Annotated in this window: 25 protein-coding genes; 15 read left to right on the forward strand and 10 right to left on the reverse strand. The window is 68.5% G+C overall.

The genetic code is table 11. The features are described 5' to 3' along the window. From WAL33_RS08675 to WAL33_RS08700, 6 genes are all read left to right on the forward strand, one after another. A partial coding sequence (locus WAL33_RS08675; RefSeq protein ID WP_422180457.1) for a glycerophosphodiester phosphodiesterase occupies positions 1-1,057 on the forward strand: 1,057 nt, incomplete at its 5' end. A gap of 28 nt (positions 1,058-1,085) precedes the next feature. Next, positions 1,086-1,973 carry an EamA family transporter gene (locus tag WAL33_RS08680; protein ID WP_422180459.1) on the forward strand — a complete coding sequence of 296 codons (888 nt, stop codon included), beginning with the start codon at positions 1,086-1,088 and terminating at the stop codon, positions 1,971-1,973. Between the two features lie 177 nt (positions 1,974-2,150). Continuing rightward, entirely contained in the window at positions 2,151-4,067 is a 1,917-nt protein-coding gene (gene dnaG, locus WAL33_RS08685; RefSeq protein WP_422180461.1) for a DNA primase, read from the forward strand. 177 nt (positions 4,068-4,244) lie between these two features. Beyond that, positions 4,245-4,466 (forward strand): hypothetical protein, encoded by a 222-nt coding sequence (locus tag WAL33_RS08690; RefSeq protein WP_422180463.1) that lies wholly within the window; start codon positions 4,245-4,247, stop codon positions 4,464-4,466. A 176-nt stretch (positions 4,467-4,642) separates the two neighbouring features. Then, complete coding sequence (gene rpoD / locus WAL33_RS08695; protein ID WP_422180465.1) at positions 4,643-6,592, forward strand: RNA polymerase sigma factor RpoD; 1,950 nt, start codon at positions 4,643-4,645, stop codon at positions 6,590-6,592. Between the two features lie 181 nt (positions 6,593-6,773). Beyond that, positions 6,774-7,568, forward strand: a complete 795-nt coding sequence (locus WAL33_RS08700) for an anti-sigma factor family protein (protein ID WP_422180467.1) — start codon at positions 6,774-6,776, stop codon at positions 7,566-7,568. Between the two features lie 112 nt (positions 7,569-7,680). Here the strand turns inward: WAL33_RS08700 and WAL33_RS08705 are convergent, their stop codons facing one another. Together WAL33_RS08705 and WAL33_RS08710 are read right to left on the reverse strand one after the other, a co-directional pair. Then, the gene (locus tag WAL33_RS08705) at positions 7,681-7,920 is read right to left on the reverse strand and encodes a flagellar basal body rod C-terminal domain-containing protein (RefSeq protein WP_422180469.1); all 240 of its coding nucleotides are present in this window, start codon (positions 7,918-7,920) and stop codon (positions 7,681-7,683) included. A gap of 143 nt (positions 7,921-8,063) precedes the next feature. After that, positions 8,064-8,261, reverse strand: a complete 198-nt coding sequence (locus tag WAL33_RS08710) for a hypothetical protein (protein WP_422180471.1) — start codon at positions 8,259-8,261, stop codon at positions 8,064-8,066. Between the two features lie 218 nt (positions 8,262-8,479). Here WAL33_RS08710 and WAL33_RS08715 point away from each other — a divergent pair, with 218 nt between their 5' ends. Together WAL33_RS08715 and WAL33_RS08720 are read left to right on the forward strand one after the other, a co-directional pair. Beyond that, positions 8,480-10,153, forward strand: a complete 1,674-nt coding sequence (locus WAL33_RS08715; protein ID WP_422180473.1) for a M20/M25/M40 family metallo-hydrolase — start codon at positions 8,480-8,482, stop codon at positions 10,151-10,153. Positions 10,154-10,385: 232 nt separating this feature from the next. Then, a complete protein-coding gene (locus WAL33_RS08720; RefSeq protein WP_422180475.1) occupies positions 10,386-11,048 on the forward strand; it encodes a DUF998 domain-containing protein in 663 nt (220 codons plus the stop codon). Here WAL33_RS08720 and WAL33_RS08725 read toward each other — a convergent pair. From WAL33_RS08725 to WAL33_RS08735, 3 genes are read right to left on the reverse strand one after another with little or no spacing between them, the layout of a single operon-like run. After that, the gene (locus WAL33_RS08725) at positions 11,027-11,578 is read right to left on the reverse strand and encodes a YbhB/YbcL family Raf kinase inhibitor-like protein (RefSeq protein WP_422180477.1); all 552 of its coding nucleotides are present in this window, start codon (positions 11,576-11,578) and stop codon (positions 11,027-11,029) included. The two genes, WAL33_RS08720 and WAL33_RS08725, sit on opposite strands and share 22 nt — an antisense overlap. Before the next feature lie 49 nt (positions 11,579-11,627). Then, the gene (locus WAL33_RS08730; protein WP_422180479.1) at positions 11,628-11,822 is read right to left on the reverse strand and encodes a hypothetical protein; all 195 of its coding nucleotides are present in this window, start codon (positions 11,820-11,822) and stop codon (positions 11,628-11,630) included. 10 nt (positions 11,823-11,832) lie between these two features. Continuing rightward, complete coding sequence (locus WAL33_RS08735; protein WP_422180481.1) at positions 11,833-12,453, reverse strand: TIGR02466 family protein; 621 nt, start codon at positions 12,451-12,453, stop codon at positions 11,833-11,835. 61 nt (positions 12,454-12,514) lie between these two features. Here WAL33_RS08735 and WAL33_RS08740 point away from each other — a divergent pair, with 61 nt between their 5' ends. From WAL33_RS08740 to uvrC, 3 genes are read left to right on the forward strand one after another with little or no spacing between them, the layout of a single operon-like run. Continuing rightward, positions 12,515-12,805 carry an antitoxin gene (locus tag WAL33_RS08740; protein WP_422180483.1) on the forward strand — a complete coding sequence of 97 codons (291 nt, stop codon included), beginning with the start codon at positions 12,515-12,517 and terminating at the stop codon, positions 12,803-12,805. After that, positions 12,802-13,080, forward strand: a complete 279-nt coding sequence (locus tag WAL33_RS08745) for a type II toxin-antitoxin system RelE/ParE family toxin (protein ID WP_422180485.1) — start codon at positions 12,802-12,804, stop codon at positions 13,078-13,080. The genes WAL33_RS08740 and WAL33_RS08745 overlap by 4 nt, the downstream gene beginning before the upstream one ends. Positions 13,081-13,099: 19 nt before the next feature. Further along, positions 13,100-15,010, forward strand: coding sequence for an excinuclease ABC subunit UvrC (gene uvrC / locus WAL33_RS08750; RefSeq protein ID WP_422180487.1), 1,911 nt, complete (start codon positions 13,100-13,102; stop codon positions 15,008-15,010). 31 nt (positions 15,011-15,041) lie between these two features. Here uvrC and WAL33_RS08755 read toward each other — a convergent pair whose 3' ends face one another. The 3 genes from WAL33_RS08755 to WAL33_RS08765 all read right to left on the reverse strand — a co-directional run bounded on the left by WAL33_RS08755 (position 15,042) and on the right by WAL33_RS08765 (position 19,507). Further along, complete coding sequence (locus WAL33_RS08755; RefSeq protein ID WP_422180489.1) at positions 15,042-16,715, reverse strand: GH39 family glycosyl hydrolase; 1,674 nt, start codon at positions 16,713-16,715, stop codon at positions 15,042-15,044. 108 nt (positions 16,716-16,823) lie between these two features. Beyond that, on the reverse strand, positions 16,824-18,005 hold the full coding sequence (locus WAL33_RS08760) for a saccharopine dehydrogenase family protein (RefSeq protein ID WP_422180490.1): 1,182 nt from the start codon (positions 18,003-18,005) through the stop codon (positions 16,824-16,826). Between the two features lie 224 nt (positions 18,006-18,229). Continuing rightward, positions 18,230-19,507: an MFS transporter gene (locus WAL33_RS08765; protein WP_422180492.1), complete on the reverse strand. Its 1,278-nt coding sequence runs from the start codon at positions 19,505-19,507 to the stop codon at positions 18,230-18,232. A 280-nt stretch (positions 19,508-19,787) separates the two neighbouring features. Here WAL33_RS08765 and pgsA point away from each other — a divergent pair, with 280 nt between their 5' ends. Then, the gene (gene pgsA / locus WAL33_RS08770; RefSeq protein ID WP_422180494.1) at positions 19,788-20,405 is read left to right on the forward strand and encodes a CDP-diacylglycerol--glycerol-3-phosphate 3-phosphatidyltransferase; all 618 of its coding nucleotides are present in this window, start codon (positions 19,788-19,790) and stop codon (positions 20,403-20,405) included. A 31-nt stretch (positions 20,406-20,436) separates the two neighbouring features. Here pgsA and WAL33_RS08775 read toward each other — a convergent pair whose 3' ends face one another. Beyond that, entirely contained in the window at positions 20,437-20,598 is a 162-nt protein-coding gene (locus tag WAL33_RS08775; RefSeq protein ID WP_422180496.1) for a hypothetical protein, read from the reverse strand. 87 nt (positions 20,599-20,685) lie between these two features. Continuing rightward, positions 20,686-21,033, reverse strand: coding sequence for a hypothetical protein (locus WAL33_RS08780; RefSeq protein WP_422180498.1), 348 nt, complete (start codon positions 21,031-21,033; stop codon positions 20,686-20,688). A gap of 208 nt (positions 21,034-21,241) precedes the next feature. Between WAL33_RS08780 and WAL33_RS08785 the strand changes: the two genes are divergently transcribed. The 3 genes from WAL33_RS08785 to carB all read left to right on the forward strand — a co-directional run bounded on the left by WAL33_RS08785 (position 21,242) and on the right by carB (position 26,244). Then, entirely contained in the window at positions 21,242-21,448 is a 207-nt protein-coding gene (locus WAL33_RS08785; RefSeq protein WP_007666377.1) for a cold-shock protein, read from the forward strand. 139 nt (positions 21,449-21,587) lie between these two features. Continuing rightward, the gene (locus WAL33_RS08790) at positions 21,588-22,790 is read left to right on the forward strand and encodes a patatin-like phospholipase family protein (protein WP_422180501.1); all 1,203 of its coding nucleotides are present in this window, start codon (positions 21,588-21,590) and stop codon (positions 22,788-22,790) included. A 160-nt stretch (positions 22,791-22,950) separates the two neighbouring features. Further along, entirely contained in the window at positions 22,951-26,244 is a 3,294-nt protein-coding gene (gene carB / locus WAL33_RS08795; RefSeq protein ID WP_422180502.1) for a carbamoyl-phosphate synthase large subunit, read from the forward strand. Positions 26,245-26,588 lie beyond the last annotated feature (344 nt).

Genomic DNA, 26,588 nt, shown 5'->3' on the forward strand with positions numbered 1-26,588 from the left:
GGCGGCGACCCTGAGCCCCGGCCCGGGCTTCGCCCGCGCCCCGCGCCGGCCGATCGTCATCGCCCACCGGGGCGCCTCGGGCCTGCGGCCGGAGCACACGGCTCTGGCCTACGACCTGGCCATCGACCAGGGCTGCGACTTCATCGAGCCCGACCTGGTCCCGACCAAGGACGGCCACCTGATCGCCCGCCACGAGAACGAGATCGGCGGCACGACGGACGTCGGCTCGCGGTCCGAATTCGCCGGCCGCAAGGCCACCAAGACCATTGACGGCCAACAGATCACCGGCTGGTTCACCGAGGACTTCACCCTGGCGGAGATCAAGACCCTGCGGGCCCGCGAACGGCTGCCGCAGCTGCGTCCAGGCAACACGAAGTATGACGGCCAGGCCCAGCTGCTGACCTTCGACGAAGTGGTCGCCATCGCCAGGGCGGGCAGCCGGCGCACGGGGCGGACCATCGGCGTCTATCCCGAGATGAAGCACCCCAGCTACTTCGCGAGCATCGGCCTTCCGGTCGAGGATCGACTGGTCGCCCTGCTCAAGAAGAACGACCTGGACTCGGCCACCGCCCCGGTCTTCGTCCAGTGCTTCGAGGTCACGCCGCTGAAGACCCTGCGCGCCAAGACCAAGGCGCGCCTGGTCTTGCTGACCGCCGGCGAGGGCGGCCCGCCCGACCTGCCCAACGTCACCTACGCCCAGCTGACCAGCCCCTCGGGCCTGAAGGACGTGGCGCTCTACGCCGACGGCCTGGGCCCTGAGAAGACCCAGATCGTCCCGCAGGACGCCGACAAGCTGCTGCCGGCCACCACCCTGGTGAAGGACGCCCACGCCGCCGGCCTGGTCGTCCACCCCTGGACCGTGCGGGCCGAGAACTACTTCCTGCCGTCGTCCCTGCGCCGCGGCGACGCCGCCGCCGCCGACTACCTGGCCCAGCCGGGCGAGGTGGCCGCGGTGTTCAAGGCCCTGTACGCGGCCGGCGTCGACGGCGTGTTCAGCGACTTCCCGGGCCTGGCGGTCGCGGCGCGGGGCATGGCGCCGCTTGGCGGAAACGCCTAGATACGGCGGAGCCCTCCGGAGCCCGCCGATGTCCCTGCCGCTGCGCCACTTCCTGCTCGCCCTGGCCGTGGTGGCGGTGTGGGGCACCAACTTCGTCGTGATCCGCGTGGCGTTGGACCATCTGCCGCCGCTGCTGTTCGCCACCCTGCGCTTCACCCTGGTGCTGCTGCCGGTGGTGTTCTTCGTCAAGCGGCCGCAGGTTCCGTGGACCAACCTGGCGGCCTATGGCGTGCTGATCGGGGCGGGCCAGTTCGGCCTGCTGTTCGTGGCCATGAAGGGCCACATCTCGCCGGGGCTGGCCTCGCTGGTCGTGCAGACCCAGGTCTTCTTCACCATCGGCATGGCCATGAAGATCAGCGGCGAGAAGGTGCAGCCGTTCCAGATCGTGGCCCTGCTGCTGGCCGCCTCGGGCATCGTGCTGATCGCCGCGCACGGCGGCGGGGCGGCCACGCCCCTGGGCGTGCTGCTGATCCTGCTGGCCGCCGCCAGCTGGGCCGGCGGCAATATCGTCGCCCGCCAGGCCGGCACGGTGAACATGCTGGCCTACGTCGTCTGGGCCAGCCTGTTCTCGATCCCGCCGCTGTTTTTGATGTCGCTGTGGCTGGAGGGCTGGCCGGCCATGCTCGCCGGCGTCAGAAACGCCGACGCCCTGACCTGGGCCGCTGTGGTCTGGCAGGCGGTGGGCAACACCATGTTCGGCTACGCCGCCTGGGGCTGGCTGCTGGCGCGCCACCCGGCCGCCACCGTGACGCCCATGGCCTTGCTGGTGCCGGTGTTCGGCATGGGCGCCTCGGCCCTCCTGCTGCACGAGAGCCTGCCGCTGTGGAAACTGGCGGCCGCCGCCCTGGTGCTGACCGGGCTGGCGGTCAACATGCTGTGGCCGAAGGTGCGGATGCGGTTTTTGGCCGCCGCTTGAGACTCATGAGAGCCTTGCCGGGATCGAAATCGTCCACACCTGCGCCCCCAAAGCTGTGAGCAAGGTGGGGACGACCTAGACCACCGCTGGCGCTCATCTCGGAAGCCTGCGACCAAGATTGACACACCGGCGCGGCATCAAGCCGCCGCGTCCGCGTTCTGAAGCCCCACTCCACCCATGCGTTTCGACGACCACTTCCTTGACGAACTGAAGACCCGTCTTCGCCCTTCCGACGTGATCGGAAAGTCGGTGAAGCTGCGGCGGCAGGGGCGCGAATATGCCGGGCTCTCGCCGTTCACCAAGGAAAAGAGCCCGTCGTTCTTCGTCAACGACGACAAGGGCTTCTATCACTGCTTCTCCAGCGGCAAGCACGGCGACATCATCTCCTACCTGCAGGAGACCGAACGGCTGACCTTCACCGAGGCGGTGGAGCGGCTGGCGGCCGAGGCGGGCATGACCCTGCCCGAACCCGACGCCCGCGCCGCCCAGGAGGACAAGAAGCGCTCCACCCTGACCGACTGGATGGAGACCGCCGCCGCCTGGTTCGAGAGCGAGCTGCGCCGTCCCGTCGGCCAGGCGGCCCGCGACTACCTGGCCCGCCGCGCCCTGCCCGAGGACCAGTGGAGCCGCTTCCGCATCGGCTTTGCGCCGAACGGCCGCACGGCGCTGAAGGACTATCTGATCGCCAAGGGCGCTAAGCCGCCCGAGCTGGTCGACGCCGGCCTGCTGATCGCGCCCGAGGACGGCGGCGCGCCCTATGACCGGTTCCGCGACCGGATCATCTTCCCGATCACCGACACCCGGGGCCGGGTCGTCTCGTTCGGCGGCCGGGCGATGGATCCCGCCGCCCGCGCCAAGTACCTGAACGGGCCGGAGACCACGCTCTTCCACAAGGGCCGGCTGCTGTACGGCCTTTACGAGGCCCGCAAGCTGCTGCACGCGGCCCAGGCCGCCGCCCCGACCGAGCAGACGCCGATGCTGGTGGTGGAAGGCTATATGGACGTCATCGCCTGCCAGCGGGCGGGCCTGCCGGCCGTGGCGCCGATGGGCACGGCCATGACCGAGGAGCAGATGGAGGTGCTGTGGCGCCTGCATCCCGAACCCACCCTCAGCTTCGACGGCGACAAGGCCGGACAGCGCGCCGCCGCCCGGGCCATCGACCGTGCCCTGCCGCTGCTGAAACCCGGCCGCTCGTTCAAGTTCTCGATGGTGGTCGGCGGCAAGGACCCCGACGACGTGCTGCGCGAACAGGGCGCGGCGGCCCTGAAGAGCCAGCTGACCCAGACCACGCCCTTCGTCGAGGCGCTGTTCAATCGCGAGCGCGACCTGGAGCCGCTGGACACCCCCGAGCGCAAGGCCGGCCTCAAGCAGCGCCTGCGCGCCGCGGCCGGAACCATCGCCGACAAGGACCTGGCGGCCGCCTATCGCGACGACCTCTACGCCAAGCTGAACGCGCTGTTTCCCAAGCCCGCCTTCGGCGGCGGACAGGACGGCGGCGGTTATGGCGGCCGGCCCTTCGTCCCGCGCGGCCAGTGGAAAGGCGGACGCGATCGAGGCCCGCCCGATCCGGGCATCCGAGGCGTCGCCCGGGCCGAGATCGCCACACGCCTCAACCCCTTCCACGCCGCCGTGGCCGTGGCCGCCCTGCGTCACCCCGCCTGGGCCCGGCCCTATGACGAGGCGATCGAGCGCATCGGCTTCGGCGACCCGCGCCTGGCCCCCTTGGCGATCGAGCTGTTCGAGGCCCTGGCCGACGAGATCAGCGACGAGGTCCCGTTCCGCGACATCCTGACCCGCAAAGGCCTGGGCCCGCAGTTGGCCGAGGCCGAGCGCGTGGCTTCGGGGATCGGCGCGCCGTTCCTCGACCCGAAGATGGACGCCCACGGGGCCCGGGCGCTGTGGTCCGCGTGCTACGAGGCCTTGATCGAGATCAGCGACAGCGAACGCGCTCTGGCGGCCCTGCGCCACGAAGCCGTCACCGCCGGCACCCTGGCCGCCACGCGCGACCTGCGCACCCGGATCGGCGTGCTGGAGCGCCAGATCAGCGGGCTGGAGTTCTGGGAAGCTCAGGCGACAACGGTCAAGATCACCTAGACGACCCGTTCATCACCCTTTCAACCGTCATTCCCGCCCTTGTGGCGGGAACCCCTGGTGCAACTGACGGTGAGACGCCTTGGCGCGCTGGCGCGCCACACCCCCGCCCTTGCGGCGGAGAGAGGGGTTCCCGCCACAAGGGCGGGAATGACGAACTTGAGGGGTGGGATGGATCAAATGGACCCGCGCCATCTTGACTCTGGCGTCATGCAACGCCATCTGGCGACTCAAGGATTTGCCACGCTGCTGATTGACATCGCTCGGGCCGCCATTCTGATGCGCGCGCCCTCCTTGAAACAGGATGTCACCCTCGCCGCCGCCAGGTCCCAGTGGCTGCCGAAAACCCCTCGAGGTTCGACGCTGATCGCGCGCGAAAACAACGCCTCCGCAGGAGCTTAGCTCGCGGAGCGTTAGCCTATGGCTCTTCGGCGTGTGTCAGGCGTTTATCTTGAGAATTTTTTCAACGGTTCGCTGGCAAACTTGACCGGACGACAGGGCGCGATGTGCGGGCGGCCCATCACATACATTTCTCGACGCGCGCCACGTTTCGGCGCCGCGTCGTTTCGGAGACTTGAATGAGCACCAATTCCTCGGCCGAGACGGAAGCCCCGGAAACCACCGGCGGCGACGGTCCCCTGCTCGATCTGACCGACGCCGGCGTCAAGAAGTTCATCAAGCAGGCCAAGGCGCGCGGCTACGTCACGATGGACGAGCTGAACAAGGTCCTGCCGTCGGAGGAAGTGACCTCCGAAGCCATCGAAGACACCCTCGCCATGCTGAGCGAGATGGGCGTCAACGTGGTCGAGGCCGAAGAAGACGCCGAAGCCTCCGAAGGCGGCGAGGTCGTCGCCCGCGAGGACAACCAGCAGGTCATCACCAGCGACAAGCCGGCGGCCTATGACCGCACGGACGATCCCGTGCGCATGTACCTGCGCGAAATGGGTTCGGTGGAGCTGCTGTCGCGCGAGGGCGAAATCGCCATCGCCAAGCGCATCGAGGCCGGCCGCGACACCATGATCCGCGGTCTGTGCGAAAGCGCCCTGACCTTCGAAGCGATCATGGTCTGGCGCGAAGAGCTGGGCACCGGCCGCATCCTGCTGCGCGAAGTGATCGACCTGGAAGGCACCTACGCCGCGATCAACGGCGTGGCCGCCGCGCCCGCCGCCGAAGAGGAGCCGGCTGAGCCGGCCGACGAGGAAGTCGCCGGCGAGGTCAAGGCCGAGGGCGAAGAGGACGACGACGACTTCGACGACGGCGCCGGCCCCACGGTCAGCGCCATGGAAGGCGAGTTGCGCGAAGGCGTGATGGCCATCCTCGACGCGATCGCCAGCGAGTTCGAGACCTTCCGCAAGCTGCAGGACAAGCTGGTCGGCAGCCGCCTGAAGGGCGCGGACCTGAGTGATGCGGACCGCAAGGCCTATGAAGGCCTGTCCAACACCATCATTCAGCACCTCAAGACGCTGAAGCTGAACAACAACCGCATCGAGGCGCTGGTCGAGCAGCTGTATGCGATCAACAAGCGCCTGATCGGTCTGGAAGGCCGCCTGCTGCGCCTGGCAGACAGCTACGGCATCAGCCGCAGCGAGTTCCTGAAGGCCTATTTCGGTTCGGAGCTGAACCCGAACTGGATCGACCAGGTCAAGGCCATGGGCGTGCGCTGGACCAAGTTCGTCGAGAACGACACCAACTCGGTCGGCGACATCCGTCAGGAGATCGCGGCCCTGGCCACCGAGACCGGCGTGCCGATCGACGACTATCGCCGCATCGTCCAGACCGTCCAGAAGGGCGAGCGCGAAGCCCGTCAGGCCAAGAAGGAGATGGTGGAAGCCAACCTCCGTCTCGTGATCTCGATCGCCAAGAAGTACACCAACCGCGGCCTGCAGTTCCTGGATCTGATCCAGGAGGGCAACATCGGCCTGATGAAGGCCGTCGATAAGTTCGAATATCGTCGCGGCTACAAGTTCTCGACCTACGCCACCTGGTGGATCCGTCAGGCCATCACCCGCTCGATCGCCGACCAGGCGCGGACCATCCGCATCCCGGTGCACATGATCGAGACGATCAACAAGATCGTCCGCACCAGCCGCCAGATGCTGCACGAGATCGGCCGCGAGCCGACCCCGGAAGAGCTGTCGGAAAAGCTGGCCATGCCGCTGGAGAAGGTGCGCAAGGTCCTGAAGATCGCCAAGGAGCCGATCAGCCTCGAAACCCCGATCGGCGACGAGGAAGACAGCCACCTGGGCGACTTCATCGAGGACAAGAACGCCATCCTGCCGATCGACGCGGCCATCCAGTCCAACCTGCGGGAAACCACCACCCGCGTGCTGGCCTCGCTGACGCCTCGGGAAGAGCGGGTTCTGCGGATGCGCTTCGGCATCGGCATGAACACCGACCACACCCTGGAAGAGGTCGGCCAGCAGTTCTCGGTGACCCGCGAACGGATCCGCCAGATCGAGGCCAAGGCCCTGCGCAAGCTCAAGCACCCCTCGCGGTCGCGCAAGCTGCGCAGCTTCCTGGACTCCTAGGGGTTCTGGATCCCACGAACATCGACGCCCGCCTCGGTCAGCCGAGGCGGGCGTTTTTGTTTCCGACCGTGACGCGCAGACCGGGAAACATCCGGGCTCGACCGACGAACTGGCGAGCGACGAACTGGCGACCGGCCCGCCTGGCGTCTAGAGTGCGCCAAGAGACCAAGGAGCTTTCGCCATGACCGTCCCGGACGAAGAGGTCTTCGCCTTTGTCGACGGCGAGCTGCCGCCCGAGGCCATGGCCCGGATCGAGGCGGCCATGACCACCGATCCGCAGTTGGCGCTTCGGGTCGAGACCCAAAGGGCGCTGCGCCGCCTGCTGTCGGGCGCCCATGCCGGGATCGTGCGGGAGGCGCCGCCCAAGGTTTCGGGCGCGGCGGTCGCCGCCCAGCCGCCGCCCACGTCCAAGCCGGCCGAGGTGATCGCCTTCCCCGGCGCCAAGGCCAAGGCGAAAGCCAAGGACAAGGCCAAGCCGCGCGAGCCAAAGCCACCGGCCGGCGCGTCGGGCCGGGGCTTTCCCGCGTGGCTCGGTCCGGCCGCCTGTCTGATCATCGGTTTGGCGATCGGCCGCCTGGCCGCGCCCCCGCCGGTCACCCTGAGCGGGGCGGACGATCCAACCCCGATCGCCGCCGGACCGCTGGCGCGGGCCTTGAACACCCAGGCCTCCGGCCCGAGCGCCGGTCCGATCCGCATCAATCTGTCGTTCCAGACCGCGTCGGGCGCCTATTGCCGTGCTTTCCGGGCCTCGGGCCGCTCGCCCCTGGCGGGCGTCGCCTGCAGGGAGGCGGGCGGCTGGCGCGTGCGGGCCGTCAGCCCGGACCGTCCCGACCCGATGACGGCTTCGCAGACATCGCCGGCCGTTCTGGCCGTCGTTGATGCGATGATCGTGGGCGCGCCCCTCGACGCGGCGGGCGAGGCCAAGGCCCGGGCGGGCGGCTGGAAGCCGGCCCCGGGGGCTCAGAAGGCGCAATAGGTGGGGCCGCCCCCCGGCGAGACCGGAGGGCGGCGGGTCCGAACCCGCGCAGGGGGGAATGCGGATGGGCTCGGGCCGGCTGGCGCCGGGACGTTCCGGTGTTGACCGGGTCCTAGACCTTCATGTCCAGGAGGGCGCCCGTCATCTCGTCCGCGGTCTTGATGACGGCGGCGTTGGCTTCGAAATCGGTCTTGGCCGAGATCTGCTCGACGGCCTCGTGGGCCAGGTCGACCTTCTGCTCGGCCTGACCCTGTTCGACGCTCCAGGCGACGGTGCGCCGAGCGCTGGCGTTGAATCGATCGGCGGCGGCGAACATGCCGGCGGCGGCGGTGTCGAGGACCTGCACGACCATCTCCCTGATTGCCGGGCCAATCTGGGACGCGCGGGTTAATCGGGGCTCACCCGAAAGGGTGAAGTTACACGGTAAACCGCTGGGTCTGATGCAAAGGCCGGCGCCGACGTCGACGCCTGCCGACCTGGAAGCCTCGGACGCGCCTAGACGCTGATGCTGACGAGGACGCCGGTCAACTCGCCGGTCGCCTGGCCGAGGGCCGCGCCGGCCGCGGCGGTCATCTTGGCGTTGGTCTGGGCCACCGCCAGTTGGGTGAGGTCGACCGACGGGGCGCTCTGGGGCGGAACCGGGGCGGACGGGCGCTGGATGTTGGCGCTGGAGCGGTCGGCGGCGATCTGCACGGCGTCTTCCTCTGAGGTCGCGGCCAACCTCGTCCCAAACCCTTAAACACGGCTCATCAAAGATGGTGAACGCGCCTCGCGCCAGGGATAACGTGTTACTTCAACTGACTTTTCCAGGAAGATTACAAAACATTCAGGCTCGGAAACCTCGACAAGCCGCCTTGGCCTGACCAAGGTTCGCCCCTTCCCGGGCTCGGCCCGCACTTGGAGCCCGCCTGATGTCGTTTTCCCGTCGCGCCGCCCTCGCCGGCGTCGCCCTGCTGCTGACCGTCCAGCCCGCCCTCGCCGCGCCCGCCGCCAAAGCCAAGCCCGCCCCAACCAAGCCCATTGGCAAGGCCGCCGCGCCCGCCTTCACGCCGTCGGCGGCCGCCATCAAGGCGCATATGAGCTTCCTGGCCGACGATCTGCTGGAAGGCCGCGAGTCCGGCACGCGCGGCTATGACATCGCCGCCAACTACGTGGCCTCGCAGTATGCGGTGATGGGCGTCAAGCCGGCCGGCGACAAGGGCTCCTATCTGCAGCAGGTGCCCTTGACGGCCTTCCGCTCGGCCAGCGAGGGCGGGGTGTCCTACACCGGCGCCGACGGCAAGTCGGGCGCCCTGACCTTCGGCGAGGACTATCTGCCCTCGGCCCAGGCCCGCCAGGCCGAGACCTCGATCACCGCCCCGCTGGTCTTCGTGGGCTACGGCCTGGTCGCCCCGGAACGCGGCCGCGACGACTACGCCGGCCTGGACGTGAAGGGCAAGATCGTCGTCCTGCTGAACGGCGCCCCCAGCGGCTTCCAGACCGAGATCCGCGCCCATTACGGCAACGCCAACACCAAGCGCGTCGAAGCCGCCAAGCGCGGCGCGGTCGGCGTGCTGACCCTGCCGACCAACGCCAGCGAGAAGACCCGGCCGTTCGCGCGCGGGATCGGCAACTACCAGGAATGGCGGATGACCTGGAGCGACGCCCAGGGCGTGGCCAATGTGCGCGGGGCCGAGGCGCCGGGCCTGGCCTCTTTGAGCCTGAAGGGCGGCGCCAAGCTGTTCGCGGGCGCGCCGACCACGCTGGACAGCGTGCTGGCCGCGGCCGAGACGCCGGAAGGCCTGGTCAAGGGCTTCGACCTGCCGACCAATGTCACCGTCCAGCTGAAGACCGAGATCGAGAAGCGCAAGAGCAGCAACGTGGTCGGCCTGATCGAAGGCTCCGACCCGACGCTGAAGGCCCAGACGATCATCCTCTCCGCCCACCTCGACCACCTGGGCATCCACGGCAAGGACGCCGACAAGATCAACAACGGCGCGCTGGACAACGCCTCGGGCATCGCCACGATGCTGGAGGTGGCCCGCGGCTTCAAGGAAGCCAAGACCAAGCCCAAGCGCTCGATCGTGCTGCTGGCGGTCACCGCCGAGGAGAAGGGCCTGATCGGCTCGGACTATTTCGCCAACAACCCGACCGTGCCGAAGGCCGGCATCGCCGCCGACGTCAATCTGGACATGCCGGTCCTGCTGTACGACTTCCAGGACGTCATCGCCTTCGGCGCCGACCGCTCGTCGATCGGTCCGGCCGTGGCCCGCGCCGCCGGCCGCGTCGGCATCGGCCTGTCGGGCGACCCGTTGCCGGAAGAAGGCCTGTTCACCCGCTCGGACCACTACCGCTTCGTCGAGCAGGGCGTGCCGTCGGTGTTCCTGATGACCGGCTTCAAGAACGGCGGCGAGAAGGCCTTCAAGGACTTCCTGGCCACCCACTACCACAAGCCCAACGACGACCTGAACCAGCCGATCAACTACCAGGCCGGGGCCCGCTTCGCCCTGGTCAACTACCAGATCGCCCGCGAGCTGGCCGACATGCCGGCCCGTCCGGCCTGGAACAAGGGCGACTTCTTCGGCAACCTGTTCGGCAAGAAGTAGGGGCCTGGGCGGCGTTTTACGCCCCCTCCGTCACGATGCGTATTCGCATCGCGCCACCTCCCCGCTTCGCGGGTGAGGAGGATGCGGGTCAGCCTCTCCTCCCCCGTGCAACGGGGGAGGTGGCGGCGAAGCCGACGGAGGGGGCGTCCGACCGCCACATCACCTCATCCCGCCTTGACCCCGCCCTCGCGCGGCGCGATCTGTACCCGTCGATCAGCCGGAGACGGGACGAGTGATAAGCGTTGGAAACCTGCTGAGGATCGGCCTGGTCGTGCCCGCGGTCATGGTGGCCGACGTCCTGCTGGCCCAGCACCTGTTCCCGGGCTTCGACGCCGGGGCCCAGTTCATCAGTGAACTCGGCGGACCCAAGGCGCCCAATCCGCTGGTCTTCAACATCGGCATGGTCCTGGCCGGCCTGGCGGGCATGGCGGCCGGGGCCGGCTTCGCCCACGCCCTGGAGCATGCCGGCGGTCGCCGCCGGGTCGCCGCCTTCGCGGGGCTGTGGGTGGCGATGACCGGCCTGGGGGCGCTGTTCGCCGGCCTGTTCCATTGGCCCGACCCGATGCACCGCGCCTGCGGCGTGGGTCTGGCCATCCAGTTCGCCCCGCTGTTCACCGCCTGGGCCCTGTGGGGCAAGCCCGAGCACCGCCGCCTGGCGCGCTTCTCGCTGGGCTGGTTCTTCTTCCTGCTGCTGATCCTGGCCCTGCTGACCGGGGTATGGAACGTGCGGACCGGCAACGACGTGGGCCTGTGGCAACGCGGCCACGCCTTCCTTGGGGTGCTGTGGCTGGCGATCGCCGCCTTCTGCCTGGACCGCCACTGGCGCGCCCGGCCGGCGACGGAGGTGGCCGAGGCCGCCCCCGCCGAACGGGACTACGCCCCCGCCGCCTCGTAGGTGACGATCAGGTCGTCCGACGCCAGGGCGTCGCCCTTCAGCGCATTGACCAGATCGGCGAGCGGCGTCCTGGCGTCGAACGGCAGACGCTCGGCCAGGGCGAAGATCTGGAAGTGATAGTGGTGCACGCCATGGCCGACCGGCGGGCGTGGGCCGAAATAACCGACCGTGCCGCTGTCGTTGGTCCCCTGGGTCGCGCCGCCGATCAGGCCCAGGCTGGCGTCGTTCGGCAGACCCTCGGGCAGGCTGGTCGCCTCGCCGGGAATGTTCCAGATCAGCCAGTGGACGAAGGGCTGGTCGCGCGGGGCGTCGGGGTCCTCGACGATGATCGCATAGGCCGCCGCGCCCTCGACCTGGGTCCAGATCAGCGGCGGCGAGAGGTTGTCGTGATAGGCGCTGTGGCGGTCGGCGATGCGGCCGTCCAGGTCCGTGGCGGTCGTGGTCAGGACCAGGTCGTTCTCGCCGAACGGTTGGACCTTCTGCATCGTGATCGCCGCGCCGGAATGGTCGGGGGTCTGGGCGTGGGGCATGGCCGCGTCTCCTGCGTTCCAGAGAGAACCCATCGGCGCGGCGGAGGTTTCAATCGTCCGAGGGCCGAGCGCGCTTGCGCCGCTTGAACCGACGCAGGGCGATCAAGACCACCGCGACGACCAGCCCTGTCGCCGGGATCAGAGCATAGGTCTCGACACCGGGAGACGGGATGAACCCGCAGTCGGCGACGCAGTGCAGCCCGCGGGCCTCGACCTTGGCTTCCGATGCGACCGGCTCCGCCATGCCCGCTCTCCTACCGCCAGGCGTAGTTGAAGCTGACGCTGATCCGCTGTTCCTCGGCCTGGTTCGGCGTCACCTCGTGGCGCAGCCAGCTTTCCCACATCAGGATCGAACCCGGCTCGGGCTGGACATAGACGAAGGGTTGCAGCCCCTCGGGCGCGTCGGCCTGGCGGGTCGGGGCGGCCATCATCATCGGCAGGCGCGGATCCTCGAATTTCAGGGCCGAGGCGCCCGGCGGGATGGTCACATAGACCGTGCCTGAGATGACGCTGTGGGGATGGATGTGGCCGGTGTGCTGGCCGCCCGGCTCCAGGATGTTGATCCAGAAACTGTCCATCACCAGCTTGCCGCCGGCCAAGTCGAAGCGGAGGTCCTTGGCGAAGGCCGCCGCGTGCTTGTCGAGCTTCTTCTTCAGGTCGGCGAACAGGCTGTCGCGCTGGGCCAGATCGTCCAGCGAGGCGTAGGACGTGTAGCCCAGATAGCCCTTCTTCTCGGCCCAGGCCTGACCCGCCTCGTCGTCTTCGGCCACGGCGATGCAGGCGTCGTGCAGGTCGTCGATGAAGGCCTCGAAGCCCTTCTCGCCGGCGAGACTGGCTTCGTAGAGCGGCGTGACGAAGAGCGGGCGCGTGGTCATGGAGCGGGTCATACAGCCCCGCCACGTTGACGACAAACGGGGAATGGAACATCATGGGAACATGTCCATAACCCTCACCATTCCCGCCGAACTCGCCGAGCGGCTCAAGCTGTCCGCCGAGGCGGAAGGCAGGGATATCGAGGGCTATGCGATCGACGCCCTACATGTGATGTCCGACGAGGACTGGGGCTATACCGACAACGACGCCTACTGGCGCGAGCTGCGCACCGAAGCCGACGAGATCCTGCGCGAAGGCGGCATTCCGCTGGAGGATGTCAAACGCTGGGTAGCCTCCTGGGACAGCGATGACGAACTGCCGCCGCCGGAACCAAGGATCAAAGCCCGGGGATGAGATCCGTTGAACTCGGCCCGCGCGCCAGACGCGATCTGATCAAGTTGCGTCGCTGGCTGCTGAACCGAGCGCCCTCGGCGGCTGATCGCGCCATTGATGTCATCTTGGAAGTCGCCGGCTCGCTTGCCGAGCATTCAGATCGCGGTCGGCGCAAGAGCCATGGGATGCGCGAGCTTTATATCCCGTTCGGCGCTCATGGTTACGTCCTGCAATACCGAGTGGAGCGTGGCGAAGTCGTCATCGTGCGCATCCGCCACAGCCTCGAACGTCGCTGAACCGCTCAGACTCGCCTATATGTCGCCCGTGAACGACGCGACGACCGACATCTCCCCCGCCAACGCCCTGAAGGGCGCCGCCCTGATCAAGGACGAGGTCTCGCGCCTGCCCGACGCGCCGGGCGTCTACCGGATGATCGGCGAGAACGAGGAAGTCCTCTACGTCGGCAAGGCCAAGAGCCTGAAGAAGCGGGTCGTCCAGTACGCCCAGGGCCGCTTCCACACCAATCGCATCGCCCACATGGTCGACGCCACGCGGTCGATGGAATTCGTCACCACCCGCACCGAAGCCGACGCCCTGCTGCTCGAGATCAACCTGATCAAGCAGCTCAAGCCCCGCTTCAACGTGCTGCTGCGCGACGACAAGAGCTTCCCCGAGATCGTCATCCGCCGCGATCACGACGCGCCCCAACTGCGCAAGCATCGCGGCGCTCATACGATCAAGGGCGACTATTTCGGGCCGTTCGCCAGCGCCGGGGCGGTCAACCGCACGCTCAACACCCTGCAGAAGGCGTTCCTCCTCCGCTCGTGCAGCGACAGCGTCTACGACACCCGCTCGCGGCCCTGCATGCTGCACCAGATCAAGCGCTGCGCCGCCCCCTGCACCGGGCTGATCGGCAAGGACGACTACCAGGCCCTGGTCGACCAGGCCGAGGCTTTCTTGAGAGGGAAGTCCCGCGCGGTCATGGCGCTGATCGCCCAACAGATGGAAGCGGCGGCCGAGGACCTGGAGTTCGAGCGCGCCGCCCGCCTGCGCGACCGCATCCGCGCCCTGGCCTCGGTGGCCCAGGAAAGCCAGATCAATCCCGAGACGGTCGAAGAGGCCGACGTCGTGGCCCTGCACGTCGAGGGCGGCCAAGCCTGCGTGCAGGTGTTCTTCTTCCGGGCCGGCCAGAACTGGGGCAACCGCGCCTATTTCCCGCGGGTGACCGGCAACGCCGAGGACGAGGACGACACCGCCACCGAGAACCAGCGGATCATGACCGCCTTCCTCGGCCAGTTCTACGACGACAAGCCGATCCCGCGCCTGATCCTGACCAATCTGGAGCCCGCCGACCGGGATCTGCTGGCCGAGGCCTTCTGCCTGAAAAGCGGCCGCAAGGTCGAGATCAGCACGCCCAGGCGCGGCGAGAAGGCCGACCTGGTGGGCCACGCCCTGACCAACGCCCGCGAAGCCCTGGGCCGCAAGATGGCCGAGGGCTCGGCCCAGACCAAGCTGTTGGCCGGGGTCTGCGAGGCGTTCGGCCTGGAGGCCCCGCCCGAGCGGATCGAGGTCTACGACAACAGCCACATCCAGGGGACGAACGCCGTGGGCGGCATGATCGTGGCCGGGCCCGAGGGCTTCATGAAGGGCCAGTACCGCAAGTTCAACATCCGCTCGACCGAGCTGACGCCCGGCGACGACTACGGGATGATGAAGGAGGTGCTGAAGCGCCGCTTTGCTCGCCTTGTGAAGGAAGAGGAAGAGGGCGACAGCGACAACCGCCCCGACCTGGTGCTGGTCGACGGCGGCAAGGGCCAACTGGACGCGGCGCTGGAGGTGATGGCCGACCTGGGCGTCGACGACATCGCCGTGGTGGGCGTCGCCAAGGGACCGGACCGCGACGCCGGCCTGGAGCGGTTCTTCATGCCGGACAAGACGCCGTTCATGCTCGAGCCCAAGTCGCCGGTGCTCTATTACCTGCAACGCCTGCGCGACGAGGCCCACCGCTTCGCGATCGGGGCCCACCGCACCCGCCGCTCGATGGACCTGAAGAAGAACCCGCTCGACGAGATCGAGGGGGTGGGTCCTGGGCGCAAGAGGGCCCTGCTGAATGCGTTCGGCTCGGCCAAGGGCGTGAGCCGGGCGGGGGTCGAGGACCTGATGAAGGTGGACGGCGTCAGCCAGCCGCTGGCCGAACGCATCCACGCGTTCTTCCGCAAGAGCTAGCCAGGCCCTCCCCCCGTGGCGGAACGGAGGATCAGTTCGGCGTGAGCACCAGCAGCGAGACGCCCTGACGCGGCAGCACGAAATCCAGTCGCGCCGCGCCGCGCGCCACCGGGATCGATGGAGCCTCCGGATCGAGCGAAGCCAGCCGCGAGGCCTCGATCAAGGTCTTGCGCTGAGCGTCCGAAGGCGCGATCGGCGAACCCATCGCCAACCAGGCCGCATAGCTGTTGGAATGGTCGCGATCGACGCGGTAGTGGACCAGCCGCGCGCCACGGGCGAACGCCTTGGGCAGGTGCGCCAGATCAAGGCGCACCCGGGCGTCCGGGCCGGCCAGATCGTCGTCGTGATAGTGCCAGACCAGGATCGACAGCCTGTCGCCGTCCCGCGTCGCCACGCTTCCGACGTCGCCGGCGCCGCGCACGCCGTCGCGCATCATGTCGTCGAGCGCGATTTGGTGATCGGAGACGGCGGCGACGTAGGTTCCGGACATCTTGGAGAACAGCTTGAAGACATTCATGACCGGCAGGTCGACGCCCGCCGAGGTCAGCTGCCGGAAGCCGGCGAAATAGGGCTGGTCCTCGAACTCGAACGCCCAGGTCAGCACGCCCTCCAGATTGAGCGCGCGCCGTTGGGCCAGGGCCTGGATCCGCGGGAACGAAGCGGCCGTATAGGACGAATACATGGTCCCGTTGCGATAGGCGTTGGCGGGCCCCTGACAGGCCGCGCAGCCTTCCGGATCGGACTCGCCGATGATGATGGGCTTGTCGCGGAACGCCGGATCGGCGGCGATCTGGGCGAACTCGTGATCGGCCGCCTTCAGATGCGCGGCCACGCCCATGCGAACATGGCCTCCGCCGCCCTCCTCCACGAATTTCGGGCTGCCCTTCGCATGGAAGGACAGGAAGTCGACGGGCGTTCCAGCCGCCTTGGCGTGGTTCATGAAGGCGGTCATGTAGGTGTCGCCGGCGCCCGCGATGTCGGGTCCGCCGACCCGGGCCTCCGGCAGCGCGCGGCGCACGCCCTTGATGGCCGTGTCGTGCAGGCGGAAGAACTCCGCCTGGGTTCCGCCCCAATAGTATTGCGGGAGATTGGGCTCATTCCAGGTCTGGAAATACCAGCTGGCGACTTCGGCCCGGCCATAGCGGTCGACGCAATGGCGCACCCATTGATAGACCAGCTCCTCCCACTTGCCGTAGTCCTTGGGCGGATAGGCCCAGCCCGTGCGCAACGCCCCGCTGCCGGGGCGGAACTCATGCTGGTAGGGCTGGGGGCGGGTCGACAGCGCCTCGGGCATGAACCCGATCTCGACATAGGGCTTCACGCCGCGGGCGCGATAGGTGTCGAAGATGCGGTCGACGATCGTCCAGTCATAGACCGGCCGTCCCTGGGCGTCCTCGGTGTAGACGTTGGTCGAGCCCCATTTGAGCGCCGGCGTGCCGTCGCCCGAGGTCAGCAGATTGTGCGTCCGGAAATAGACCTGGTCGGGGGCGAGGCTCCCCAGCGTCGCCAGGGTCGTGCGCCCGTCCTTCATCGTCGCGTAGTTCGGCTCGTCCGCGCCGAAGAACCGCCAGACCGGCTTGGCCGGGTCCTTGGTCCGCGCGGCGTCGACCGTGATCGTGACGGGAAAGGCTCCGTCCTGCGCCTCGGCTCCCGCCGAAGCGAGAAGGCCAAGCGCCAGCACGGCGGCCGCGAGCCGTTTGCGCATGAGACTTTCGCTCCGAGTGGTGTCGTCTTCGAGGCGGGCGGACTCTCCACGCGCCTTTCATCAGACAAATAGCTTGGACCGATTGTCAAATCGCGCGGGCGTCCATCGCTACTCCACGGCGAACGCCAGCCCCGCCTTGGCCTGCAACCGCTCGACCAGCTTGCCCCGCAGCGCCGCGCCGGGCGTCCAGACGCCGCCCGCCACCTCGGGCGTGTCGATCAGGCACAGGGCCGTTTCGGCGATCATCTTGCTGGTCGAGCCGTAGCCGGGATCCTTGTCGCCCTTGACGCTGGCCCGGACCTGGCGGCCGTCGTCGGTCAGGCCGACGAACAGCACGTCGTAGAAGCCGGCCTCGCGCTCGGCCAGGCTGGGTCCTTCGCCGGGCTTGGGACCGCCCTCGGCGCCCATCGACGCATTAGCCGCGCCGACGGCCTTGGCGGCGGCCTCGCCGGCCTCGCCGGGCCCGGTCAGGATCATCTCGTCATAGACGAAATCGGCGCCGTACGGCTGGTCCATCAGCCAGTTGGAGCGGTGGACGTTGCGGGTGTTGATCGCCGCCATCACAAACGGCGCGGTCCACGAACCCAGGTCCTCGTCGAACGCCACGGCCGCGCCGTGCGGCTGCTTGGGACCGGCGAAGTCGGGGGTCAGGGCGAACGGGTCCTTCAGATAGTCCAGGATCTGCGGGTCGCGGGCCGCCGCGGCCAGGGTGGCCTTCAGGCTGGCCGCCGTGCCGCCCGAGAACGTGCCGCGCATGGCCCGCACCCGGCCCTTCACGCGGGCCACGGGGCCGCCGAACCGCTTGACGGCTTCCTGCTGCACGCACCAGACGCCCAGCTCGAACGGGATGGAGTCGAAGCCGCAGGAAAAGACGATCCGCGCCCCGCTGTCCTGGGCCGCGCGCTCGTGGGCGTCGATCATCTGGCGCATCCAGGCCGGCTCGCCGCACAGGTCCAGATAGTCGGTTCCCGCCTCGGCGCAGGCGGCGACCAGGTCCGAGCCGTAGAGCTGGTAGGGGCCGACCGTGGTCACAACCGCCTTGGTCTGCGCGACCATCCGGGCCAGCGAGGCCGGGCTGTCGGCGTCGGCGACGATCAGCGGGGTGTCGGCCAAGGAAACGCCCATCCGGGCGCCGATCTCGTCGCGCACGGCGGCCAGCTTGTCGGCGTTACGGCCCGACATCGCCCAGCGGACCTCGGGGTGATGCCTGGCGAAGTGCTCGGCGACGAGCCGGCCGGTGAAGCCGGTCGCCCCGTGGACGATGACGTCGAAGTCCGCTGCGGGGTTCATGAGGGTCGCCTCCCGAGATCTTGTCGTTGGAAGGCAGAGTGGCGCGGATGGGGGGCGGAGGCAAACAAGCGTTCGTGAGGTGAACACTTGCCCCCTACGGGTCGCTACGCGACCGTCTTCCCCCAGAGGGGGAAGAGCCTGCGCACGAAGGCTCCGCCCCCTCTGGGGGCGGACAGACCGCGAAGCGGTCAGGTGGGGGCAAGCGTTGGCCGCTATGAGCGGGCCTAGGAAGCCTTCGGCTTCACCGCCAGCAGCCCCCCGAAGCTCAGCGCCGCCGCCGCCGCCAGGTACAGACCCACCGGGACCAGCCCGCCCCGGTCGGCCAGGTACTGGGCGATCATCGGCGCCAGGCCGCCGCCCAGGATGCCGCCGACATTGAAGGCGGTCGAGGCGCCGGTGTAGCGCACCCGGGCCGGGAACAGGTCGGGCAGGAAGGCGCCCAGCGGTCCGTAGACGAAGCCCATGACCAGCAGGCCCAGGGCCAGGAACAGGCCGATGGTCGGCAGCGAGCCGGCGACCATCATCAGCGGCAGAAGGGCGCCGATCCCGACGGTCATGGCGCAGCCGGCCATCAGCACCCGGCGCGGACTGGTGGCGTCGGCCCAGTAGCCGGCGGCGACGATGCCGGCGGCCATGAACAGGATGGCGATCAGCTGGGCGCTCAGCATGGCCGTGCGGCCGTAGGCGAGGTCCTTGGCGCCGTAGCCCAGCGCGAAAGCGGTCATCATGTAGTAGACGGCGAAGCAGCAGATGGCCGCCAGGGTCCCGCACAGGGTGGCCTTCCAGTGGTGGCGCAGCAGCTCGCCCAGCGGCACGGCGGGGGGCGCCTCGTGGGCGATGGCGGCGGCGAAGGCCGGGGTCTCGGTCAGCTTCAGGCGGATCCACAATCCCACCCCGACCAGCACGACGCTGCCCAGGAACGGCAGGCGCCAGCCCCAGGCCAGGAACTGCTCGGGCGTCAGGATCAGGCCCAGGATCAGGAACAGGCCGTTGGCGGCGATGAAGCCCACCGGCGCGCCCAGCTGCGGGAACATGCCGAACCGCGCGCGCCATCCCGGAGGAGCGTTCTCCACCGCCAGCAGCGCGGCCCCGCCCCACTCGCCGCCCAGGCCGAAGCCCTGTCCGAACCGCAGCAGGCACAGCAGGGTCGGAGCCAGCCAGCCGGCCATGGCGTAGGTGGGCAGGAAGGCGATGGCCAGGGTCGATCCGCCCATCAGCACCAGCGAGGCCACCAGGGTCGACTTGCGGCCGACCCGATCCCCGAAGTGACCGAAGGCCACCGCGCCGAGCGGCCGGGCCAGGAACGCCACGCCCAGGCTGGCGAAGGCCGCCATCTGCTGCAGGCTGGCGGACTTGGACGGGAAGAACAGCTGGCCGAACACCAGCGAGGCGGCCGTGGCGTAGATGTAGAAGTCGTAGAACTCCACCGCCGTGCCGACGAGGCTGGCGGTCAGCACCCGGCGGTTGGAATTGGTCGCGGTTGGATCGGTTGAGTTGGCCATAGCGCCCTCGAAGAACTTGGCCATGGCTTGGCGGGCGGAAGGCGCGACGTCAACCGGATGCGGAGAGAAACGACCCTGAAAACAGTGCTTTCATGTGCCGGACGATGGCTTTCGTTCCCCCGACGCCGAACTTGAGAACGGAATTACCTTCATCCTCCCACGCGTCATCCCCGGCGCAAGGCCCAGGATGACGGCTCGGAGCGCGGGAACAGCTGGATCGGATTGTGGTGGGGTTCGCCCCCATAGCCCTTCGCGCCCTTCATGCGTTAGAACCTCCGCCATGAAGAACCTGCCCAACATCCTGACCGCCTCGCGCCTCGTCATCGCGCTGTTCATGTTCGTGGCTCTGGCCGCGGCGGCCGGCGGCGTGCCGTGGCTGAGCGAGAACCTCACGGGCGAGCAGCAGATGTCGCTGCAGCGCTGGGCGTTCTGGGCCTTCGTGGTGGCGGCGGTGACCGACTTCTTCGACGGCTGGCTGGCCCGCAAGCTGGACGCGGTCAGCATCTGGGGCGCGATCCTCGACCCGATCGGCGACAAGATCCTGGTCTGCGGCGCCCTTTTGGGCCTGATGGCCCTGGGCCCCAACCCGCTGGTGATCCTGCCCTCGGGCCTGATCCTGTTCCGCGAATTCGCCGTCAGCGCCCTGCGCGAGGTCGGGGCGGGCAAGGGGATCAAGCTGCCCGTCACCGTGCTGGCCAAGTGGAAGACCACCCTGCAGCTGGTGGCGATCGGGGCCGAGATGATCCTGGTGTCGTGGGCCGCCTTCGGCCTGCCGACCGAGCCCTCGGTGGTGGCTCCAGCCACCTACGTCACCCACGCCCTGCTGTGGCTGGCCGCCGTGGTGACCCTGATCACCGGCGCGCAGTACTGGGAAGCGGCCCGCAAGGCGCTGGGTTAAGCCTTCACCTCCACTCATCCCGGCGAAAGCCCTACTCCGCCGCCAGCAGCGGCGCCTCGTCGTCCTCGATGTCGTAGGGATCAAAGTGGCCGGGCAGCAGCCACTCGGCGCCCAGCGCGTCGTGACCCGCTCGCGTCCGTTCCGCCCGCATCATCAGGGCCAGCCAGCCGGCCCCTGCCGTCAGAAACACCATTGATCGCCTCCGAAGCGCTCCGTCGTTGTTGAGAATGACTATCAACAATGACGGAGGCAAGGCGTCTTTGCGGTGTGGCCGGCGCCTTTAGGCCGCTTCGACCGTTCCACCGTCGGTTCCGTCGACCGGGGAAGCGGTCTTGCGTCGAGTCGCGGCGGTCGCGCTGCGCTTCTTGGTGGCCGCTTCCAGGACCACGGCGCGACGTTTGGAGGCTTCAAGTTCGAGCACGGGCAGAACCTCGGCCGCGCCGCTGCGCTGGGCCGGAGTGCCCACGATATCCAGGCGCCGGGCGTTGGCCAGAAGCGTAACCAGCTCCTGGTCGTTCAGCAGAGGAATCCGCTCGATCAGGGTCATGGTGCAGTCCTCGAAACTCAGCAATTCCCGCAACAGCGCGAGAGAAATAGCGTAACGTTCAAGGCGGCGCTTGGGGTCCATGACTATTCGCGATTCAGTTCGATTCACGAATTCACTTGCCGGAAGCCTTTTCTAGGCTCATGGTGGATTATCGAAATTCGCTGACGTTCGGCCTGCTTTTCCATGCTCTCTTCACGAGAGCGCCGGACGCGCCCACCGACCCCCAACGAAATTTGATCGCCGTGCGGAACGACTCCGCCGACGAATATTGACTGCAAGGACTACCACTATGGCTACCGGCACCGTGAAATGGTTCAACGGCACCAAGGGCTTCGGCTTCATCCAACCTGACGACGGCGGCGCTGACGTCTTCGTGCACATTTCGGCCGTTGAACGCGCCGGTCTGCGTGGTCTGGACGAAGGTCAGAAGATCACCTACGAACTCGAGCGCGACAACCGCTCGGGCAAGATGTCGGCGGGCCAACTGCAGGCTTAATCGCCTCACGCTCACGAGATTTGGAATGGGTCGGCGCCTGGCGCCGGCCCATTTTTCTTGCGCGCTTCCCCACCTTGCGCGCTTGCGCGCGGGCCCGGCCCGTAACAGGGTCCTCGGGTTCGACAACCCACGAGCCCCCATGCACGCCGTCCGCCTCTTCGCCATCGCCCTGGCGGCCTTGTGCCTGACGGCCTGCGGATCACTGTCGCGCGACTTCTACACCGCCAGCGACCTGGCCGGACCGCCGCCCAAGGGCCTGGCCGAGCTGCGCTTCAACGCCAGCGACAGCGACGCCTCCATCCGCTTCGCCGCGCCCGCCCGCCAACGCGCCTCGGCCCAGCGCACCTTCGACGTCCTGGCCCTGTCGGGCGGCGGCTCGAACGGGGCCTATGGCGCCGGGGTGCTGGTCGGCTGGACCAAGCGCGGCGAGCGGCCGGACTTCGATATCGTCACCGGGGTCTCGACCGGCGCCCTGACCGCCCCCTTCGCCTTCCTGGGCTCCAGCTGGGACGACCGCCTGACCGAGGCCTACACCGGCAAGGCGGCCGGCAGGATCCTGAGGGCCCGCGGCCTGGGCATGCTGTTCCATCCCAGCGTCTACAGCGCCCGCGGCCTGCGCGAGGTGGTCGACGCCAATGTCACCGACGCCCTGCTGGCGGCCATCGCCACCGAACACAAGCGCGGCCGCCGCCTGCTGATCGCCACCACCAACCTGGACACCGAGGAGACGGTGATCTGGGACATGGGCGCGATCGCCAGCCGGGGCGATGCGGCCTCGCGCCAGCTGTTCAAGGATGTCCTGGTGGCCTCGGCCAGCATTCCCGGCGTCTTCCCGCCCACCCTGATCGAGATCGAGGGCCGGGGCCAGGGCCGGCGCCTGTCGGAGATGCATGTCGACGGCGGGGTCACCATCCCGTTCTTCGTGGCCCCGGAGTCGCTGCTGCTATGGACCGCCGCCAGGGGCCAAGCGCGGCCCGGCCGGCTCTATGTGATCGTCAACGGCAAGGTCGGCGGCACGTTCGGCTTCACCAAGGGCAAGGCCGGCGCGATCGTCGGCCGCTCGTGGGACGCGATGAGCAAGGCCCTGATGCGCACCCACCTGGCGGCCAGCAGCGCGTTCGCCCGCCGCAACGGCGGACAGCTGTTCTACGCCGCCATTCCCGACAGCACCGAGCTGGACACCTCGGGCCTGGATTTCGCCAACGACAACCGCACGGCCCTGTTCCGCCTGGGCCTCGAGCGGGCCGAGGCCGGCTGGGCCTGGAGCCTGACCGACGAGCCCGCCGAGGTCCCTCCCGCCCAGCCCGCCATCCCCGCCCCGCCGGTGATCAGCGGTCAGTGAAAGCTGAGTGGGGACAGGCGCATGCGCCTGTCCCCAGTTGGGATCCGACTCCAGGGTTGCGCCAAACCGACTCCCTCTCTAAACGGGCGGCTTAACCTGCAAGATGGTCGGCAGCGGGCGCGCGGATGTGCGCGACCGTGTCTCTGCGCGCGAGTTTCCTATGCCTAAAAGAACAGACATCTCCTCGATCCTGATCATCGGCGCCGGGCCGATCGTCATCGGCCAGGCGTGCGAGTTCGACTATTCGGGCGTCCAGGCGTGCAAGGCGCTGCGGGCCGAGGGCTACCGGATCATCCTGGTGAACTCGAACCCCGCCACGATCATGACCGATCCGGACGTGGCCGACGCCACCTATATCGAGCCGATCACCCCGGAGATGGTCGCCAAGATCATCGCCAAGGAGCGTCCCGACGCCCTGCTGCCGACCATGGGCGGCCAGACCGCGCTGAACACCGCCCTGGCCCTGGAAGCCAACGGCACGCTGGCCAAGTACGGCGTCGAGATGATCGGCGCCAAGGCCGAGGTGATCGACAAGGCCGAGGACCGCCAGAAGTTCCGCGACGCCATGGACAAGCTGGGTCTGGAAAGCCCCAAGTCCAAGGCCGCCCACAACATGGACGAGGCGCGCGAGGGCCTGGCGTTCGTCGGCCTGCCGGCGATCATCCGCCCCAGCTTCACCCTGGCCGGCACCGGCGGCGGCATCGCCTACAATCTCGAGGAATTCGAGGAGATCGTCGCGCGCGGTCTGGACCTGTCGCCCACGACGGAAGTCCTGATCGAGGAAAGCGTCCTGGGCTGGAAGGAATACGAGATGGAGGTGGTCCGCGACACGGCGGACAACTGCATCATCGTCTGCTCGATCGAGAACATCGACCCGATGGGCGTCCACACCGGCGACAGCATCACCGTCGCCCCGGCCCTGACCCTGACCGACAAGGAATATCAGTGGATGCGCGCGGCCTCGATCGCCGTGCTGCGCGAGATCGGCGTCGAGACCGGCGGCTCCAACGTCCAGTTCGCGGTCAATCCGGCCGACGGCCGCATGGTCGTGATCGAGATGAACCCGCGCGTGTCGCGCTCCTCGGCCCTGGCCTCGAAGGCCACCGGCTTCCCGATCGCCAAGGTCGCCGCGCGCCTGGCCGTCGGCTACACCCTGGACGAGCTGAAGAACGACATCACCGGCGGCGCGACCCCGGCCTCGTTCGAGCCCAGCATCGACTACGTGGTCACCAAGATCCCGCGCTTCGCCTTCGAGAAGTATCCGGGCAGCGAGCCGCTGCTGACCACCGCCATGAAGTCGGTCGGCGAGGTGATGGCCATCGGCCGCACCTTCAAGGAAAGCGTCCAGAAGGCCCTGCGCGGCCTGGAGACCGGCCTGAACGGCTTCGACGAGATCGAGATCGCCGGCGCCGACGACCCCGACACCGGCCGCGCCGCGGTGATCCGCGCCCTGGGCACGCCCACCCCCGACCGCATCCGCGTGATCGCCCAGGCCTTCCGCCACGGGTTGAGCGTGGAAGAGGTCAACGCCGCCTGTTCCTACGAGCCCTGGTTCCTGCGCCAGATCGCCGAGCTGGTCCGCCAGGAGGGCTGGGTCCGGGCCGGCGGCCTGCCGACCGACGCGCAGGGCTTCCGCGCTCTGAAGGCCCAGGGCTTCTCCGACGCCCGCCTGGCCAAGCTGGTCGGGTCGGACGAGACCGCCGTGCGCAAGGCCCGCCAGGCCCTGAACGTCCGCCCGGTGTTCAAGCGCATCGACAGCTGCGCCGGCGAGTTCGCGGCCACCACGCCCTACATGTATTCGACCTACGAGACCGGCGCCCTGGGCCAGGTTCCCGAGTGCGAAAGCCTGCCGACCAACCGCAAGAAGGCGGTGATCCTGGGCGGCGGTCCCAACCGGATCGGCCAGGGCATCGAGTTCGATTACTGCTGCTGCCACGCCGCCTTCGCGCTGGATCAGATCGGCATCGAGTCGATCATGGTCAACTGCAACCCCGAGACCGTCTCGACCGACTACGACACCTCCGACCGCCTGTATTTCGAGCCCCTGACGGCCGAGGACGTGCTGGAGCTGCTGGACGTCGAGAAGTCGAACGGCACGCTGGCCGGCGTCATCGTCCAGTTCGGCGGCCAGACGCCGCTGAAGCTGGCCCAGGCGCTGCAGGACGCGGGCATCCCGATCCTGGGCACCAGCCCCGACGCCATCGACCTGGCCGAGGACCGCGAGCGCTTCCAGCAGCTGCTGAACGGTCTTTCCATCGCCCAGCCCGAGAACGCCATCGCCCGCACCTGGGACGAGGCCCGCGCCAAGGGCGAGGAGATCGGCTTCCCGTTCGTGATGCGTCCGTCCTACGTTCTGGGCGGCCGGGGCATGGAGATCATCCGCGATCACGAGCACCTGGAACGCTACATCGTCAACACCGGCGAGATCTCGTTCGAGCATCCGATCCTGCTGGACCACTATCTGAGCCGCGCCACCGAGGTGGACGTCGACGCCCTGTGCGACGGCAAGGACGTGTTCGTGGCCGGGGTGCTGGAGCACATTGAGGAAGCCGGCGTCCACTCGGGCGACAGCGCCTGCTCGATGCCGCCCTTCTCGCTCAGCGCCGCCACCGTGGAGGAGCTGAAGCGCCAGACCGTCAAGATGGCCCTGGCCCTGAACGTGCGCGGCCTGATGAACGTGCAGTTCGCCATCGAGGAGCCGCACTCGGCCAACCCGCGCATCTATGTGCTGGAAGTGAACCCGCGCGCCTCGCGCACCGTGCCGTTCGTGGCCAAGACGATCGGCCAGCCCGTGGCCGCCATCGCCGCCAAGATCATGGCCGGCGAGACCCTGGCCAGCTTCGGCCTGACCGACAAGCCGTACGACCACATCGCGGTCAAGGAAGCGGTGTTCCCGTTCGCCCGCTTCGCCGGCGTCGACACGGTGCTGGGCCCGGAAATGCGCTCGACCGGCGAGGTCATGGGCCTGGACTGGATCCGCGAAGGCGAGAACGGCCTGGGCCCGGCCTTCGCCCGCGCCTTCGCCAAGAGCCAGCTGGGCGGCGGGGTCAACCTGCCGACCTCGGGCACGGCCTTCGTCTCGGTCAAGGAAAGCGACCGCCCGTGGATCGTCGAGCCGGTCAAGCTGCTGCAGGCGGCCGGCTTCAAGGTGCTGTCGACGGTCGGCACGCGCGGCTATCTGGCCGAGCAGGGCGTCGAGGTCGAGCTGGTCAAGAAGGTGCTGGAAGGCCGCCCGCACATCGTCGACGTGATGAAGAACGGCGGCGTGCAGCTGGTGTTCAACACCACCGAGGGCAAGCAGGCCCTGGAAGACAGCTTCGAGATCCGCCGCACGGCCCTGATGATGAAGGTGCCCTACTACACCACCTCGGCCGGCGCCCTGGCCGCCGCCCAGGCGATCTCCTCGGCCCCCGCCGAGGCGCTCGAGGTGCGCCCGCTGCAGAGCTACCAGTAAGTCCTCTTCCTTCTCCCCCTGCGGGAGAAGGTGGCGCGCAGCGCCGGATGAGGGGTCGAAAACCAGAACCGCCGCGACAAGCCGAAAGGCCGGTCGCGGCGGTTTTCGTTTTGGAGGTTCGCCGAAGTTATCCACAGGGCGCGACCGGGGACATGCCCTTGCGGCGTGTCCCCAACGCGTCCGCTGAGGTTCTCGTCCTGGACCTTCCGGGATGAATTGGGCACACGCCGCAAGGGCGTGTCCCCGACCTCCATCCCCGCTCTCGCCGAACCAAAAATCAATGAATCCAACCGCTTACACAAAAACGCACGTTTCTTATCCCCACTCTCCAGGACGGCCGCACA

The organism is Caulobacter sp. (assembly GCF_049283275.1).
GTDB lineage: Bacteria > Pseudomonadota > Alphaproteobacteria > Caulobacterales > Caulobacteraceae > Caulobacter.

Excerpts from the sequence above, each read along its gene's own strand:
- carB (WP_422180502.1), top strand. The coding sequence starts at position 22,951 with ATGCCTAAAAGAACAGACATCTCCTCGATCCTGATCATCGGCGCCGGG.
- WAL33_RS08735 (WP_422180481.1), bottom strand. The coding sequence starts at position 12,453 with ATGACCACGCGCCCGCTCTTCGTCACGCCGCTCTACGAAGCCAGTCTC.
- WAL33_RS08780 (WP_422180498.1), bottom strand. The coding sequence starts at position 21,033 with ATGGACCCCAAGCGCCGCCTTGAACGTTACGCTATTTCTCTCGCGCTG.
- WAL33_RS08790 (WP_422180501.1), top strand. The coding sequence starts at position 21,588 with ATGCACGCCGTCCGCCTCTTCGCCATCGCCCTGGCGGCCTTGTGCCTG.
- WAL33_RS08760 (WP_422180490.1), bottom strand. The coding sequence starts at position 18,005 with ATGAACCCCGCAGCGGACTTCGACGTCATCGTCCACGGGGCGACCGGC.
- rpoD (WP_422180465.1), top strand. The coding sequence starts at position 4,643 with ATGAGCACCAATTCCTCGGCCGAGACGGAAGCCCCGGAAACCACCGGC.
- WAL33_RS08730 (WP_422180479.1), bottom strand. The coding sequence starts at position 11,822 with ATGGCGGAGCCGGTCGCATCGGAAGCCAAGGTCGAGGCCCGCGGGCTG.
- WAL33_RS08700 (WP_422180467.1), top strand. The coding sequence starts at position 6,774 with ATGACCGTCCCGGACGAAGAGGTCTTCGCCTTTGTCGACGGCGAGCTG.
- WAL33_RS08680 (WP_422180459.1), top strand. The coding sequence starts at position 1,086 with ATGTCCCTGCCGCTGCGCCACTTCCTGCTCGCCCTGGCCGTGGTGGCG.
- WAL33_RS08725 (WP_422180477.1), bottom strand. The coding sequence starts at position 11,578 with ATGCCCCACGCCCAGACCCCCGACCATTCCGGCGCGGCGATCACGATG.
- WAL33_RS08715 (WP_422180473.1), top strand. The coding sequence starts at position 8,480 with ATGTCGTTTTCCCGTCGCGCCGCCCTCGCCGGCGTCGCCCTGCTGCTG.
- WAL33_RS08740 (WP_422180483.1), top strand. The coding sequence starts at position 12,515 with ATGTCCATAACCCTCACCATTCCCGCCGAACTCGCCGAGCGGCTCAAG.
- WAL33_RS08745 (WP_422180485.1), top strand. The coding sequence starts at position 12,802 with ATGAGATCCGTTGAACTCGGCCCGCGCGCCAGACGCGATCTGATCAAG.
- WAL33_RS08785 (WP_007666377.1), top strand. The coding sequence starts at position 21,242 with ATGGCTACCGGCACCGTGAAATGGTTCAACGGCACCAAGGGCTTCGGC.
- WAL33_RS08765 (WP_422180492.1), bottom strand. The coding sequence starts at position 19,507 with ATGGCCAACTCAACCGATCCAACCGCGACCAATTCCAACCGCCGGGTG.
- uvrC (WP_422180487.1), top strand. The coding sequence starts at position 13,100 with ATGTCGCCCGTGAACGACGCGACGACCGACATCTCCCCCGCCAACGCC.
- WAL33_RS08775 (WP_422180496.1), bottom strand. The coding sequence starts at position 20,598 with ATGGTGTTTCTGACGGCAGGGGCCGGCTGGCTGGCCCTGATGATGCGG.
- WAL33_RS08755 (WP_422180489.1), bottom strand. The coding sequence starts at position 16,715 with ATGCGCAAACGGCTCGCGGCCGCCGTGCTGGCGCTTGGCCTTCTCGCT.
- pgsA (WP_422180494.1), top strand. The coding sequence starts at position 19,788 with ATGAAGAACCTGCCCAACATCCTGACCGCCTCGCGCCTCGTCATCGCG.
- dnaG (WP_422180461.1), top strand. The coding sequence starts at position 2,151 with ATGCGTTTCGACGACCACTTCCTTGACGAACTGAAGACCCGTCTTCGC.
- WAL33_RS08705 (WP_422180469.1), bottom strand. The coding sequence starts at position 7,920 with ATGGTCGTGCAGGTCCTCGACACCGCCGCCGCCGGCATGTTCGCCGCC.
- WAL33_RS08690 (WP_422180463.1), top strand. The coding sequence starts at position 4,245 with ATGGACCCGCGCCATCTTGACTCTGGCGTCATGCAACGCCATCTGGCG.